Raw genomic sequence first — 13,625 nt, forward strand, 5'->3', positions numbered from 1 at the left:
ACGGCGATCGTAGGGGCACCATCGAGGGCCTTCTGGCGTAGCCAAAGGCGTGGATGGCTGGGGTGAGCATTTAGTCACAAATCCAACGGCGGTTACAGCTTTCGTTGGGCCGACTTCCTTAGCCGCTCGGCAGGTCGCGACGCCTGAAGGCGCCGGGCGTGGCGCCGGACCATGCCCGGAAGGCACGCGAAAAGCTCTTTTCGTTGCGGAACCCCACGGCCAGCGCGATCTGCTTGATGGGCCGGTCGGTGCGGCGCAGTTGCTCCGCAGCCAATTCGTGGCGAACTTCATCCTTCAGCGTCTGCAGCGAAACGCCTTCTTCCAGCAATTGACGGTGCAAGGTACGGCTGGACACGTTCAGCAGCGCGGCGATGGCATCGGCCGTTGCGCCTTCGCTACCGCGCTTTCGCAAGAGTTCGCGCACGCGCTGTCCTAGCAGCCGGTCGCGGCGGTATTGCAGCACCGTCAGCGGCAGGGCGCGCTTCAGCATCGTCCGGAGCGCCCGCTCGTCGCGCTGCAATGGCAGCTCGAGGTAGCGGGCATCGAAGCTGTAACTCGTCCGGTCGGCACCGAAGCGCAATTCGCCGCCGAACATCAACGGGTAGGCGTCGCAGTGCGGCGGTGCCTCGAAGGAAAACGATGCGGCGCTCAGCGAGACGCGGGAGTCGATGGCCCAGCAGGCGTAGCCATGCAAGAAGCGCAGGCTCGATACAAGGCAGAACTCCCGGAACACACCCAGTGCGCGATGTTCGGTGATCGATACGGTTGCCGTGCCGCCAGTCACCGTCAGATCTAGCGTGATGTCCTCGGTCAGCAGGCGATGGTGGCGGCACCAGCGCTTGATTGCCACGCCCAGATCCGGAGATCCGATCGAGGCGCGGCACAGCATCCCGTAGGTGCCCCAGGGCAGCTTGCGCGAGAACCAGCCGAGCGCCTCGTCGTCCAGCTCTTGCATCGCGTGCCCCGAGAGCACCTCGAACTGCGCTGCCGTCACTTTTGCCTGCGGATTTCGCACCTCTTGCGGCGCAATCCGTGCCTCTGCCAAGGCGCCTGCGGGGTCCATCCCATAGCGCTCGTACCCTAGCGCAATCGCTCTCACAAAGGCCATCGGCGTGGCTGCTCGGCCGGCGCTGCGAAAGGGGGATGAGGACATGGCGGCGGCTGAAGATGGTGGCGTGATTTGCAACCATTGTGGCGCCAATTGCAACGGCACACGGCGTAAGCTGCGGTCTTTCCGCGCACGAAAATCCCGCGCGGCCGATGCTTTTGAGGAGACAACCCCATGCACGATCCCGGCCTGAACTTCGACCTGGGTGACACCATCGATTCGCTTCGCGACGCCATCCAGCACTTTTGCGCCGAGGAAATCGCGCCGCGCGCCGCGGACATCGACCGCGACAACCTGTTCCCGCACGATCTCTGGAAAAAGCTCGGCGACCTCGGCCTTCACGGCATGACGGTCAAGGAGCAATACGGCGGCACCGAGCTCGGCTACCTCGCGCACATCGTCGCCATGGAAGAAGTCTCGCGCGCTTCGGCGTCGGTGGGCTTGTCGTACGGCGCGCATTCCAACCTGTGCGTCAACCAGATCCATCGCAACGGCACCGATGCGCAAAAGAAGAAGTACCTGCCCAAGCTGGTGAGCGGCGAGCACGTCGGCGCACTGGCGATGAGCGAGCCCAACGCCGGCTCCGACGTCGTCAGCATGAAGCTGCGGGCCGAGAAAAAGGGCGACCGCTACGTGCTCAACGGCGGCAAGATGTGGATCACCAACGGCGGCGATGCCGACACGCTGGTCATCTACGCCAAGACCGAGCCGGAGATGGGCGCCCGCGGGATGACAGCCTTCATCGTCGAAAAGGGCTTCAAGGGCTTCTCGGCAGGGACCAAGCTCGACAAGCTCGGCATGCGCGGCTCCAACACTTTTCCGCTCTTCTTCGACAACTGCGAAGTGCCTGAGGAAAACGTGCTCGGCGGCGAGGGCCAGGGTGCCAAGGTGCTGATGAGTGGACTGGACTACGAGCGCGCCGTGCTCTCCGGCGGCCCCCTGGGCATCATGGCGGCGTGCATGGATGCCGTGCTGCCCTTTGTCCACGAGCGCAAGCAATTCGGCCAGAGCATCGGCGAATTCCAGCTGATGCAGGGCAAGCTGGCGGACATGTATTCGACATGGCAGGCCACGCGCGCCTACGTGTATGCCGTCGGCAAGGCCTGCGACCGCAACGACCATGCGCGCACCTTCCGCAAGGATGCCGCCGGCGCCATCCTCTACTCGGCCGAAAAGGCGACCTGGATGGCCGGCGAGGCGATCCAGGCGCTTGGCGGCGTCGGCTATACCAAGGACTTTCCGGTCGAGCGTTTGTGGCGCGATGCCAAGCTCTACGAAATCGGCGCGGGCACGTCCGAAATCCGCCGCATGCTGATCGGCCGCGAGTTGTTTTCGGAAACCGCCTGAAGGAGTCGCCATGACCCTGACGCCCAGCCTGGCGCAAGGCGCCACCGACGTCCCGCTGATCGAGCAGACCATCGGCGACTTCTTCGACGACATGGCCGCACGGCAAGGTGATCGCGAAGCGCTGGTCAGCGTGCATGAGAAGAAGCGCTACAGCTACCTCGAACTCCAGCGCGAATCCAACCGGCTCGCGAGCGCGCTGCTGAAGCTGGGGCTGGTTCCGGGCGATCGCGTCGGCATCTGGTCGCACAACAACGCGCCCTGGGTGCTGATGCAGCTCGCCACGGCGAAGGTCGGCATCATCCTGGTCAACATCAATCCGGCCTATCGCACCTCGGAGCTTGAATACGCGCTCAACAAGGTGGGGTGCAAGGCGCTGGTCACGATGAAGAGTTTCAAGACCAGCGACTACGTCGGCATGCTGCGCGAACTGGCGCCTGAACTCGCGAGCGCAACGCCTGGCGCCTTGAGCGCCGCGCGCTTGCCGCATTTGCGCGCTGTGGCGTGGATCGATACCGATGCTGACAGCGGCGAGCTTCCGGGGCTGATGCGCTTCTCGAGCCTGCTGGCCAGCGGATCGGCCGACGACCCGCAGGTGGCAGCCGCGGCCAAGCCATTGAAGGCGACGGACCCCATCAACATCCAGTTCACCAGCGGCACCACAGGCTTTCCCAAGGGCGCGACGCTGACGCACCGCAATATTCTCAACAATGGTTTCTTCATCGGCGAATGCATGAAGCTTTTGCCGGCGGACAGGTTGTGCATTCCGGTGCCGCTGTATCACTGCTTTGGCATGGTGCTGGGCAATCTGGCGTGCATCACGCACGGATCGACCATCGTCTATCCCAATGACGGCTTCGATCCGCTGACGGTGATGCAGACGGTGCAAGCCGAAAAGTGCACCGGCGTTCATGGCGTGCCCACGATGTTCATCGCGGAGCTGGACCACCCGCGCTTCAAGGAGTTCGACTTCTCGACCTTGCGCACCGGCATCATGGCCGGCTCGCCTTGCCCGACCGAGGTCATGAAGCGCGTCGTCGAACAGATGCATCTGAGCGAAATCACCATCGCCTATGGCATGACCGAAACAAGCCCGGTGAGCTGCCAGAGCTCGACCGACACGCCGCTCGAAAAGCGCGTGTCGACCGTTGGGACGGTGCAGCCGCATCTCGAAATCAAGATCATCGACCCTGTCACCGGCGAGATCGTCGAGCGCGGCCAGTCCGGCGAGTTCTGCACGCGCGGCTACTCGGTCATGCACGGCTACTGGGAAGACGAAGAGAAGACGCGTGAAGCCATCGATTCCGAAGGCTGGATGCATACCGGCGACCTCGCCACGATGGATGCCGAGGGCTACGTCAACATCGTCGGCCGCATCAAGGACCTGGTGATTCGCGGCGGCGAAAACATCTATCCGCGCGAGATCGAGGAATTCCTGTATCGGCATCCGAAGGTGCAGGACGTTCAGGTGGTGGGCCTGCCCGACAAGAAATACGGCGAAGAACTCTGCGCCTGGGTGATTGCCAAGCCGGGACAGACAGTGAACGCCGACGAGATCCGCGACTTCTGCAAGGGCCAGATCGCGCACTACAAGGTGCCGAAGTACATCGAGTTCGTCACCGAATTCCCGATGACGGTCACCGGCAAGATTCAGAAATTCAAGATTCGCGAAGCGATGAAGGGCCGCCTGGGGCTCGATGAGGACAAGACAGCATGATGAGCGCAGCGCAGAACCGCTTCAAGCAAGCTCGCGCCCCCTTGGGGGGAAGCGAGGACACAACAGTGCCGAGCGTGGGGGCCCAATGAAACTGGATTCGAAACTCAACGCGCGCTCGGCCGAGTTCCAGGCCAATGCAACGGCCATGCGCGCGCTGGTCGATGACCTGCGCGATCAGTTCGCCAAGGTCGAAGCCGGCGGCGGCGAGGCCGCACGAAGCAAGCACACGGCACGCGGCAAGCTGCTGCCGCGCGATCGCGTCGCGCAGTTGCTCGACCCCGGCACGCCCTTTCTCGAAGTGGCACCGCTCGCCGCGCATGCCATGTATCACGGCGCGGCGCCGGGTGCGGGCCTCATCGCGGGCATCGGCCGCGTCAGTGGCGTCGACTGCATGATCGTCTGCAACGACGCGACGGTGAAGGGCGGGACCTACTACCCAATGACGGTCAAGAAGCATCTGCGCGCGCAAGAGATCGCCGAGCAGAATCGCCTGCCTTGCATCTACCTGGTCGACTCCGGCGGCGCCAACCTGCCGAACCAGGATGAGGTCTTTCCCGATCGCGATCACTTCGGGCGCATCTTCTACAACCAGGCGAACATGAGCGCTCAGGGCATCGCGCAGATCGCGGTGGTGATGGGCTCATGCACGGCCGGTGGTGCTTACGTTCCTGCAATGAGCGATGAAAGCATCATCGTCAAGAACCAGGGCACCATCTTCCTGGGCGGCCCGCCGCTCGTGAAGGCGGCGACCGGCGAGGTGGTCACCGCGGAAGACCTCGGCGGTGGCGATGTGCACACGCGGCTCTCGGGCGTGGCCGACCATCTGGCGCAAAACGATCTGCACGCGTTGGCGCTCGCGCGCACGGCGGTCGCCAACCTCAATGCACGCGCTCGCGCGAACGACGCGAACGCTGATGTTGCGACGCCGCGCCCGCCCGCCTTTGCAGCCGAAGAGCTGTACGGCGTCATTCCGGTCGACACCCGCAAGCCCTTCGACGTGCGCGAGATCATCGCGCGCATCGTCGACGCCAGCGAATTCCACGAGTTCAAGTCGCGCTTCGGGAGCACACTGGTCTGCGGCTTCGCGGAGATCGAAGGCATGCCGGTGGGCATCGTCGCGAACAACGGCATCCTCTTTTCCGAATCGGCGCAGAAGGGCGCGCACTTCATCGAGCTGTGCTGTCAGCGCAAGATCCCGCTGGTGTTCCTCCAGAACATCACCGGCTTCATGGTGGGCCGCAAGTACGAGAACGAAGGTATCGCGCGCCATGGCGCCAAGATGGTGACTGCGGTAGCCACCGCCAGCGTGCCGAAGTTCACGATCATCATCGGCGGCAGCTTTGGAGCCGGCAACTACGGCATGTGCGGCCGAGCCTACTCGCCACGCTTTCTCTGGATGTGGCCCAACGCGCGCATCAGCGTGATGGGCGGCGAGCAGGCTGCCAGCGTGCTCGCCACCGTCAAGCGCGACGGCATCGAGGCCAAGGGCGGGCAGTGGAGCGCGGACGAAGAAGAGGCGTTCAAGGCGCCGATCCGCAGCCAGTACGAAGCGCAGGGGCACCCGTATTACGCGACGGCGCGCTTGTGGGACGACGGCATCATCGACCCGGCCGATACGCGCCGCGTGCTGGCGCTGGGTCTTGCGGCGGCGCGCAATGCGCCAATCCCAGAGCCGAAGTTCGGCGTCTTCCGCATGTGAGGAGAGTGCCATGACGCTACCGAATTACTTCGCAAGCCTGGGGCGCTATCACGTCTGGGCGACGAACAGGTTGATCGGAACGAACCTGCACGGACTGTCCGACGACGACTGGCACCGCGACTGCGGGCTTTTCTTTCGCTCCGTGCATCGCACCGTCAATCACCTGCTGCTGACGGACACCATCTGGTTTTCGCGCTTTGCGGAAGGCAAGTCGCCGCGCCTTGCGCTCGACACCGAGCTGCACACCGACCGCGCCGAGGTCTGCAAGCAACTCGGGGAAGCCGTGACACGCTGGAGCCCCTGGCTGGCAACACTGGAGCCGGAGCGCTTCAATGGCGAGCTGGTCTACACGCGGAACAACGGCGAGGAGGTGCGGATCCCTTTCGCGCCGGCGCTTGGCCATGTCTTCAATCATGCGACCCATCACCGCGGCCAATTGACGGCCGCACTGACGGCAATGGTCCACCCCGGCCCCGAGCTGGACTGGGTGTATCTGTTGCAGCAGGAAAGCAAGGGATGAATCCCTCGTCCCAGCCTGCAGGTGTTCACAGAGAGCATTGAATGAATAACTTCACCACACTCGAACTTGCCATCGAAGGCGCGGTTGCACGGATCTGGCTCAACCGGCCCGAACTGCGCAATGCGTTCGATGACGTTGTCATCCGTGAATTGGGCGAAGCGTTTGCGCAAGCGAGTGCGGCGGCCGAGGTGCGCGTGATCGTGCTCGGCGCCAACGGCCCGGCATTTTGCGCGGGCGCGAATCTCAACTGGATGCGCCGCGCGGCCGATTTCACGCGCGAGGAAAACACCGCCGACGCGGCGGCGCTCGCGGCGATGCTGCGCACGATCCACGAGAGCCCCAAGCCCGTCATCGCTCGCGTGCAGGGAGATGTCTATGCGGGCGGCATGGGGTTGGTTGCCGCCTGCGATATCGCCGTGAGCGTCGACACCGCCTGGTATTGCCTGAGCGAAGTCAAGATCGGCTTGATCCCCGCCACCATCAGCCCTTACGTGCTGCGTGCGATGGGCACGCGCGCAGCGCAACGCTGGTTCCTCACGGCCGAACGCTTTTCTGCCAAGGAAGCGCACCGCATCGGTTTCGTGCATGAGGTGGTCGACGCCGACGGTCTCGATGCGAAGGTCGCGGAGATCGTCAAGGCGCTCACCAACGCCAGCCCAGCGGCGGTGCGTGCGTGCAAGACCCTTATTGCCGATGTCGCAGGCCAGGAGATCGACGACGCATTGGTCGCCAAGACAGTCCAGGGCATCGCCGACATCCGCGCGAGCGAACAGGGGCGCGAAGGCGTTCAGGCCTTCCTGCAGAAGCGCAAGCCGAGTTGGCTGGCCTGACAAGCATGCTGAATGCTGGGGGTGAGCGATGACGTCTTTGGATATGCCCCAACTGTTGGCGTTGGCCGCGGCGTTGGGCTGGGCCAGTGGCGTTCGCCTCTATCTGGTGGTGCTGTTGACGGGGCTTGCCGGCTATCTTGGCTGGCTGCCCTTGCCCCAAGGCTTGCAATTGCTCGCGCATCCAGTCGTCATCGCGGCGAGCGGCTTCATGGTTTTTGTCGAGTTCTTCGCCGACAAGATCCCGGGCCTCGACTCCATCTGGGACATGGTCCACACTGCGATCCGCATCCCAGCCGGCGCTGCGCTGGCGGCTGGTGTGTTCGGCGCCGACCATGCGGCGATGGCCCTGGTCGCGGCGCTGCTCGGTGGCAGCTTTGCGGCCACGGCGCATGCGGCCAAGGCGACGACTCGCGCGGCCATCAATACGTCGCCGGAACCCTTCAGCAACATCGGCGCCTCGCTCGTCGAAGACACCATGGTTCCGGCCGGCTTGTGGCTGGCGGTTGCGCATCCGCTGGTCTTCGGCGTGCTGTTCATCGGCGTGCTCGTGCTCAGCGTTTGGCTCATCCGCAAGAGCTGGCGCTTCCTCAAATCGCTTTTCAGCCGCGTGGCCCGCATCTTCAGCGGCCATGCCGATCCGGGCGTGGTGCCCGCGTTCCAGCTCAAGAAGAATCCTCCCGGAGACTCATCGAATGTTTAAGAAGATCCTGATCGCCAATCGCGGCGAGATCGCATGCAGAGTTGCAGCGACAGCCCGCCGCATGGCGGTTCGCACGGTGGCTGTCTATTCCGACGCGGACGCGCACGCCAATCATGTGCGCGCCTGCGATGAGTCGGTCCACCTTGGCGGAAGCGCGCCCAAGGACAGCTACCTGCGCTGGGAAAAAATCCTCGAAGCGGCCAAGGCCACGGGCGCCGAAGCGGTCCATCCGGGCTACGGATTCCTGAGCGAGAACGAAGAGTTCGCCCAGGCCTGCGCCGATGCGGGCCTGGTCTTCATCGGGCCGCCGCCTTCGGCCATCAAGGCGATGGGCCTGAAGGCCGAGTCCAAGCAACTGATGGAAAAGGCCGACGTGCCGCTGGTGCCGGGCTATCACGGCAGGGACCAGAACCCGGCACTGCTGCAGCGCGAAGCCGATCGCATCGGCTATCCCGTGCTCATCAAGGCAAGTGCGGGCGGCGGCGGCAAGGGCATGCGCGTGGTCGAGAAGGCTGGCGACTTCGCGGGGGCATTGGCTTCGTGCCAGCGCGAGGCGATCAACAGCTTTGGCGACGACGCGGTGCTCATCGAAAAGTATGTGCAGCGCCCGCGCCACATCGAGATCCAGGTCTTCGGCGACACGAAGGGAAACTACGTTTACCTCTTCGAGCGCGATTGCTCCGTGCAGCGCCGCCACCAGAAGGTGCTGGAGGAAGCGCCCGCGCCCGGCATGACCGAGGCCATGCGCAAGCAGATGGGCGAGGCGGCCGTCGCCGCGGCGCGCGCGGTGAACTACGTGGGTGCGGGAACGGTGGAGTTCATCGTCGAGCAGCGCGGCGAAGGTGAGATGAATTTCTTCTTCATGGAGATGAATACCCGCTTGCAGGTGGAGCACCCGGTGACCGAAGCCATCACAGGGCTCGATCTCGTTGAATGGCAACTGAGAGTGGCCTCGGGCGAGGCATTGCCTTTGAAGCAGGACCAGCTCCAGATCCACGGCCATGCGATCGAAGCGCGCATCTGCGCCGAGAACCCGGACAACAACTTCCTGCCCGCCACCGGTACCCTTCGCGTCTACCGCAAGCCGCAGGCGACTGCGTTCCAGCGCAGCCGGGTGCGCATCGATGACGGCGTGCGCGAAGGCGGCGTGATCTCGCCCTTCTACGACTCGATGATTGCCAAGCTCATCGTGCATGGCGCCACGCGTGACGAAGCGCTCGCAAGGCTCGATCTCGCGCTGGCGCAGACGCACATCGTCGGCGTTGCGACCAACGTGCAGTTCTTGCGCGGCATCTTGCGCACCGATTCGTTCTCGAAGGCGAAGCTCGACACCGCCCTGATCGAACGCGAGCGCGCCGTGCTGTTCGACCAGGAGCCGCTCGGCCTGCCGCTTGCGGCCGCCGCATCGATTGCACGCACGCTCCTGGACGAATCCGCCACAGCGACGGCCGATCCGTTCAGCCGCCGCGACGGATGGCAGTTGCACGGCGTGGCGGTGCGGCCTTTCGAATTCGAGTTTCGTGGCGAACCGCAGGTGGCCGAGTTGCGCTATTTGCACGATGGCGCGATGTCGCTCAGCGTCGGCGGGACATCGGGCATCCTCGAAATCGGCGGCTTTCCTTCGGGTGAGATCGAAGTGCAATTTGCCGGGCGCCGACACACGCTGAACGTTTATGAAGAGGAGTCGACCGCCTACGTCTTCGCTGCCGACGGCGCGACGCGGATCACGGCCATCGACCGGCTCGCGCATGCGGGCGAGGTCCACGCCGAAGGCGGGCGCCTCACGGCACCGATGCCCGGCAAGGTCGTCTCCTTCGCGGTGAAGGCGGGCGACAAGGTCACGCGCGGCCAGCCGCTCGCCGTGATGGAAGCCATGAAGATGGAACACACGATCGCCGCGCCCGCGGACGGCACCGTGCAAGAGCTGCTCTACGCGCCGGGCGACCAGGTCGCCGAAGGCGCGGAGCTGCTTACCCTCGGCGCCTGAGGGTTTGTTCTGGTCAGGCCAATTCGGCCCTATGGCAGAGTCGTCGGACGACCGGTCGACACCCCATGCCGCAACCCATCGTCACCATCCGTGATCTGACCAAGTCTTTCGCAGGCGTCCGTGCGCTCGACAGGGCGCAGTTCGACCTGCTGCCCGGCGAGGTGCACGCGCTGATGGGGGAGAACGGCGCGGGCAAGTCCACGTTGATGAAGGTGCTCGCGGGCGTCTACCGCAAGGATGCCGGTGAAGTGACTTTCGACGGAAGGCCGGTGGACATCGAGAGCCCGCGCGCTGCGCAGGCGCTGGGCATCGGGATCATTCATCAGGAGCTGAACCTGATGAATCACCTGAGCGCCGCGCAGAACATCTTCATCGGCCGGGAGCCGCGCCGGAGATTCGGCGTGTTCATCGACGAGCAGGCGATGCGCGTCGAGGCACGGCGCATCTTCGAGCGCATGCACCTGCGGCTCGAGCCGGACACGCCCGTGGGCGAGCTCACCGTCGCCAAGCAGCAGATGGTGGAAATCGCCAAGGCGCTGTCGTACGACTCGCGCGTGCTCATCATGGACGAGCCCACCGCCGCGCTGAACACCGAGGAGGTGAGCGATCTGTTTCGCATCATCGGCCAGTTGCGTTCGCAGGGAGTCGCGATCGTCTATATCTCGCACAAGATGGATGAACTCAAGCGCATTGCCGACCGCGTGACGGTGATGCGCGATGGCCAGTACATTGCCACCGTGCGGATGGCCGACACCGCCATGGACTCGCTCATCGCCATGATGGTCGGACGCCATCTCGCCGACGTCGAGAACGATTTTCCGGACACTTCGCAGAACGAGATCGTGCTCGAAGCCAAGGGCATCCACCGCGGCGCCATGGTGCGCGACGCCAGCTTCGTCTTGCGCAAGGGCGAGATCCTGGGCTTTGCCGGCCTCATGGGTGCAGGCCGCACTGAATTGGCTCGCGCAGTGTTCGGCGCCGACCCCATCGACTCCGGCGAAGTCTGGCTGCATGGCCGCGAGGTGAAGATCAAGTCGCCGCAAGATGCCGTGTCGCACGGCATCGGCTATCTCTCCGAAGACCGCAAGCATTTCGGGCTTGCCACCGGCATGGACGTGGAAACGAACATCGCGCTGCCAAGCATGAAGCGATTCCTGTCGATGGGCTTCTTTGTCGACCAGCCCGCCATCGAGGCGGCGGGCGAGCGCTATGTCAAGCAGCTCAACATCAAGACGCCTTCGGTGCGCCAGCAGGTGCGATTGCTGTCCGGCGGCAACCAGCAGAAGATCGTCGTCGCCAAGTGGCTGCTGCGCGACTGCAACGTGCTCTTTTTCGACGAGCCGACGCGCGGCATCGATGTGGGTGCCAAGGCCGAGATCTATCGCCTGCTGAAGGCGCTGGCGGAGAGCGGCAAGGCGATCGTGATGATCTCTTCGGAGCTGCCGGAGATCCTGCGCGTGAGCCATCGTGTGCTGGTGATGTGCGAAGGCCGCATCACCGGGGAGCTTGCCGGGCGCGAAGCCTCGCAGGAAAAGATCATGCAACTCGCTACGCGGCGCGAAGCCGCGACGACAGGAGACGCGCCTTGACGACACCCACCGCCAGCTCGACCGTTGCCGCACCGGGCTTTTCGCTGAGGGCGAGGCTGTTCCGCCCGGCGACGCGGCAGAAGCTGCTCGCCTTTGCCAGCCTGATCGCGCTGATGCTGTTCTTCAGCCTCGCCTCGTCACAGTTCCTGCAGACCGACAACCTCGTGGGCATCCTGCAATCGACCGCCGTGAACGGCGTGCTCGCGGTCGCCTGCACCTTCGTCATCATCACGGCCGGCATCGACCTCTCGGTGGGCACGCTGATGACCTTCTGCGCGGTGATGGCGGGCGTGGTGCTCACCTACATGGGCATGCCGCTCGCGCTCGGCATTGCGGCGGCGATCTTCTTCGGCGCGCTGTCAGGATTCGTTTCCGGCGTGCTGATCGCCAAGCTCAAAATCCCGCCCTTCATCGCAACGCTTGGCATGATGATGCTGCTCAAAGGGCTGTCGCTGGTGATCTCGGGCACCAAGCCGATCTACTTCAACGACACGCCGGGCTTCACGGTGATCTCGCAGGATTCGCTGATCGGCTACTTCATCCCCGCGCTGCCGATCCCGAATGCGGTGCTCATCCTTTTTGTTGTCGCTGTGGCCGCGAGCATCGTGCTCAACAAGACCATCCTGGGCCGCTACACCTTTGCGCTCGGCAGCAATGAAGAGGCGGTGCGGCTGTCCGGCGTGAACACCGACTTCTGGAAGATCCTCGTCTATACCGTGAGCGGCGGCATCTGCGGCATCGCCGGGCTGCTGATCGCTTCGCGCCTGAACTCCGCGCAGCCTGCGCTGGGGCAGGGCTATGAACTCGATGCGATCGCGGCGGTGGTGATCGGCGGCACTTCGCTCAGCGGAGGCACCGGCACCATCGTCGGCACGATCATCGGCGCCTTCATCATGAGCGTGCTGACCAATGGCCTGCGCATCCTTTCTGTCGCTCAGGAGTGGCAAACGGTGGTCACTGGCGTGATCATCATCCTCGCCGTGTATGCCGACATCCTGCGCCGCCGCAGCGCGAGCAAGCAGTAGAAGATTCGATTCCCACACCACAGGAGACTTTGCATGATCCAGAGAAGAGCAGCCACGTTCGCGCTCGGCGCAGCCCTCGTCGGGCTCTCGGGCTTCGCCCATGCGCAGCAGTCGCAGGAGATGTACATCCCCCTCGTGTCCAAGGGATTCCAGCACCAGTTCTGGCAGGCCGTGAAGGCCGGCGCCGAGCAGGCGGCGAAGGACCTGAAGGTGAAGATCAGCTTCGAGGGGCCCGAGACCGAGGCCATGGTGGACAAGCAGATCGACATGCTCTCCGCCGCGCTGGCCAAGAAGCCGCAGGCGATCGGCTTCGCCGCGCTCGACAGCCAGGCCGCCATTCCTCTGCTGAAGAAGGCGCAGGCGGCGAAGATCCCCGTCATTGCCTTCGACTCGGGTGTCGACAGCGACATCCCGTTGACGACCACCGCTACCGACAACAAGGCCGCTGCCGCGCTCGCCGCCGACAAGATGGCCGAACTGATCGGCAAGTCCGGCGAAGTGGCACTGGTGGTGCACGACCAGACCAGCCGCACCGGCATCGACCGGCGCGACGGCTTCCTGAACCGCATGAAGTCGAACTACCCGAACATCAAGATCGTGAGCGTGCAGTACGGCGGTGGCGACCAGCTCAAATCCACGGAGATCACCAAGTCGATCCTGCAGGCCTACCCGAACCTGAAGGGCATCTTCGGTGCAAACGAGGGATCGGCGATCGGCGTGGTCAACGGCGTGAAAGAGATGAAGCGCAATGGCAAGGTCGTGATCATCGGGTATGACTCCGGCAAGCAGCAGAAGAACGCGATCCTCGACGGCAGCATGGCCGGCGCCATCACGCAGAACCCGGTCGGCATGGGCTACAAGACGGTGGAAATGGCGGTGAAGGCGGCGAAGGGCGAGCCGGTGCCGAAGGTGGTGGATACGGGGTTCTTCTGGTATGACAAGACCAACATCGCGGATCCGAAAATCGCCAGTGTCCTATATGACTAACCCCCAGGCTACGCGCACTTCGTGTCGCTTCGCCTACCCCCTTTCAGGGGGCAACACCAGCGGCCCGGCAAAGCCGGTTCCGCGGTGTTTCACGAACGGGGCGGGCAGGCTGGGGCGGG

General features: G+C 64.2%; 11 protein-coding genes. 10 read left to right on the plus strand and 1 reads right to left on the minus strand.

Translation table 11 applies throughout. The features are described 5' to 3' along the window. Nucleotides 1–118: 118 nt before the first annotated feature. Entirely contained in the window at nucleotides 119–1,153 is a 1,035-nt protein-coding gene (locus AC1DEK_RS14155) for an AraC family transcriptional regulator (RefSeq protein ID WP_478125884.1), read from the minus strand. Between the two features lie 129 nt (nucleotides 1,154–1,282). On the opposite strand from AC1DEK_RS14155, the gene AC1DEK_RS14160 reads away from it, so the two are divergent. The 10 genes from AC1DEK_RS14160 to AC1DEK_RS14205 all read left to right on the plus strand — a co-directional run bounded on the left by AC1DEK_RS14160 (nucleotide 1,283) and on the right by AC1DEK_RS14205 (nucleotide 13,506). Continuing rightward, the gene (locus AC1DEK_RS14160; RefSeq protein WP_478125885.1) at nucleotides 1,283–2,455 is read left to right on the plus strand and encodes an isovaleryl-CoA dehydrogenase; all 1,173 of its coding nucleotides are present in this window, start codon (nucleotides 1,283–1,285) and stop codon (nucleotides 2,453–2,455) included. Between the two features lie 10 nt (nucleotides 2,456–2,465). Then, nucleotides 2,466–4,169: an AMP-binding protein gene (locus AC1DEK_RS14165; RefSeq protein ID WP_478125886.1), complete on the plus strand. Its 1,704-nt coding sequence runs from the start codon at nucleotides 2,466–2,468 to the stop codon at nucleotides 4,167–4,169. An 85-nt stretch (nucleotides 4,170–4,254) separates the two neighbouring features. Next, complete coding sequence (locus tag AC1DEK_RS14170) at nucleotides 4,255–5,868, plus strand: carboxyl transferase domain-containing protein (RefSeq protein ID WP_478125887.1); 1,614 nt, start codon at nucleotides 4,255–4,257, stop codon at nucleotides 5,866–5,868. A gap of 10 nt (nucleotides 5,869–5,878) precedes the next feature. After that, entirely contained in the window at nucleotides 5,879–6,388 is a 510-nt protein-coding gene (locus AC1DEK_RS14175) for a DinB family protein (RefSeq protein ID WP_478125888.1), read from the plus strand. 41 nt (nucleotides 6,389–6,429) lie between these two features. Further along, a complete protein-coding gene (locus AC1DEK_RS14180) occupies nucleotides 6,430–7,218 on the plus strand; it encodes an enoyl-CoA hydratase/isomerase family protein (protein ID WP_478125889.1) in 789 nt (262 codons plus the stop codon). Between the two features lie 28 nt (nucleotides 7,219–7,246). Beyond that, nucleotides 7,247–7,918, plus strand: coding sequence for a DUF4126 domain-containing protein (locus AC1DEK_RS14185; RefSeq protein ID WP_478125890.1), 672 nt, complete (start codon nucleotides 7,247–7,249; stop codon nucleotides 7,916–7,918). Further along, nucleotides 7,911–9,905 (plus strand): acetyl/propionyl/methylcrotonyl-CoA carboxylase subunit alpha, encoded by a 1,995-nt coding sequence (locus AC1DEK_RS14190; RefSeq protein ID WP_478125891.1) that lies wholly within the window; start codon nucleotides 7,911–7,913, stop codon nucleotides 9,903–9,905. The genes AC1DEK_RS14185 and AC1DEK_RS14190 overlap by 8 nt, the downstream gene beginning before the upstream one ends. Before the next feature lie 65 nt (nucleotides 9,906–9,970). After that, nucleotides 9,971–11,494 carry a sugar ABC transporter ATP-binding protein gene (locus AC1DEK_RS14195; protein ID WP_478125892.1) on the plus strand — a complete coding sequence of 508 codons (1,524 nt, stop codon included), beginning with the start codon at nucleotides 9,971–9,973 and terminating at the stop codon, nucleotides 11,492–11,494. After that, nucleotides 11,491–12,519, plus strand: a complete 1,029-nt coding sequence (locus AC1DEK_RS14200) for an ABC transporter permease (protein WP_478125893.1) — start codon at nucleotides 11,491–11,493, stop codon at nucleotides 12,517–12,519. Before AC1DEK_RS14195 ends, AC1DEK_RS14200 begins: the two co-directional genes overlap by 4 nt. Nucleotides 12,520–12,552: 33 nt before the next feature. Continuing rightward, on the plus strand, nucleotides 12,553–13,506 hold the full coding sequence (locus AC1DEK_RS14205; RefSeq protein WP_478125894.1) for a substrate-binding domain-containing protein: 954 nt from the start codon (nucleotides 12,553–12,555) through the stop codon (nucleotides 13,504–13,506). The last annotated feature ends 119 nt before the right edge of the window (nucleotides 13,507–13,625 follow it).

The organism is Variovorax sp. 10N420, assembly GCF_056394705.1.

Coding starts and splice junctions, on each gene's coding strand:
- AC1DEK_RS14205 (WP_478125894.1), top strand. CDS start 12,553: ATGATCCAGAGAAGAGCAGCCACGTTCGCGCTCGGCGCAGCCCTCGTC.
- AC1DEK_RS14195 (WP_478125892.1), top strand. CDS start 9,971: ATGCCGCAACCCATCGTCACCATCCGTGATCTGACCAAGTCTTTCGCA.
- AC1DEK_RS14170 (WP_478125887.1), top strand. CDS start 4,255: ATGAAACTGGATTCGAAACTCAACGCGCGCTCGGCCGAGTTCCAGGCC.
- AC1DEK_RS14165 (WP_478125886.1), top strand. CDS start 2,466: ATGACCCTGACGCCCAGCCTGGCGCAAGGCGCCACCGACGTCCCGCTG.
- AC1DEK_RS14180 (WP_478125889.1), top strand. CDS start 6,430: ATGAATAACTTCACCACACTCGAACTTGCCATCGAAGGCGCGGTTGCA.
- AC1DEK_RS14155 (WP_478125884.1), bottom strand. CDS start 1,153: ATGTCCTCATCCCCCTTTCGCAGCGCCGGCCGAGCAGCCACGCCGATG.
- AC1DEK_RS14190 (WP_478125891.1), top strand. CDS start 7,911: ATGTTTAAGAAGATCCTGATCGCCAATCGCGGCGAGATCGCATGCAGA.
- AC1DEK_RS14160 (WP_478125885.1), top strand. CDS start 1,283: ATGCACGATCCCGGCCTGAACTTCGACCTGGGTGACACCATCGATTCG.
- AC1DEK_RS14175 (WP_478125888.1), top strand. CDS start 5,879: ATGACGCTACCGAATTACTTCGCAAGCCTGGGGCGCTATCACGTCTGG.
- AC1DEK_RS14185 (WP_478125890.1), top strand. CDS start 7,247: ATGACGTCTTTGGATATGCCCCAACTGTTGGCGTTGGCCGCGGCGTTG.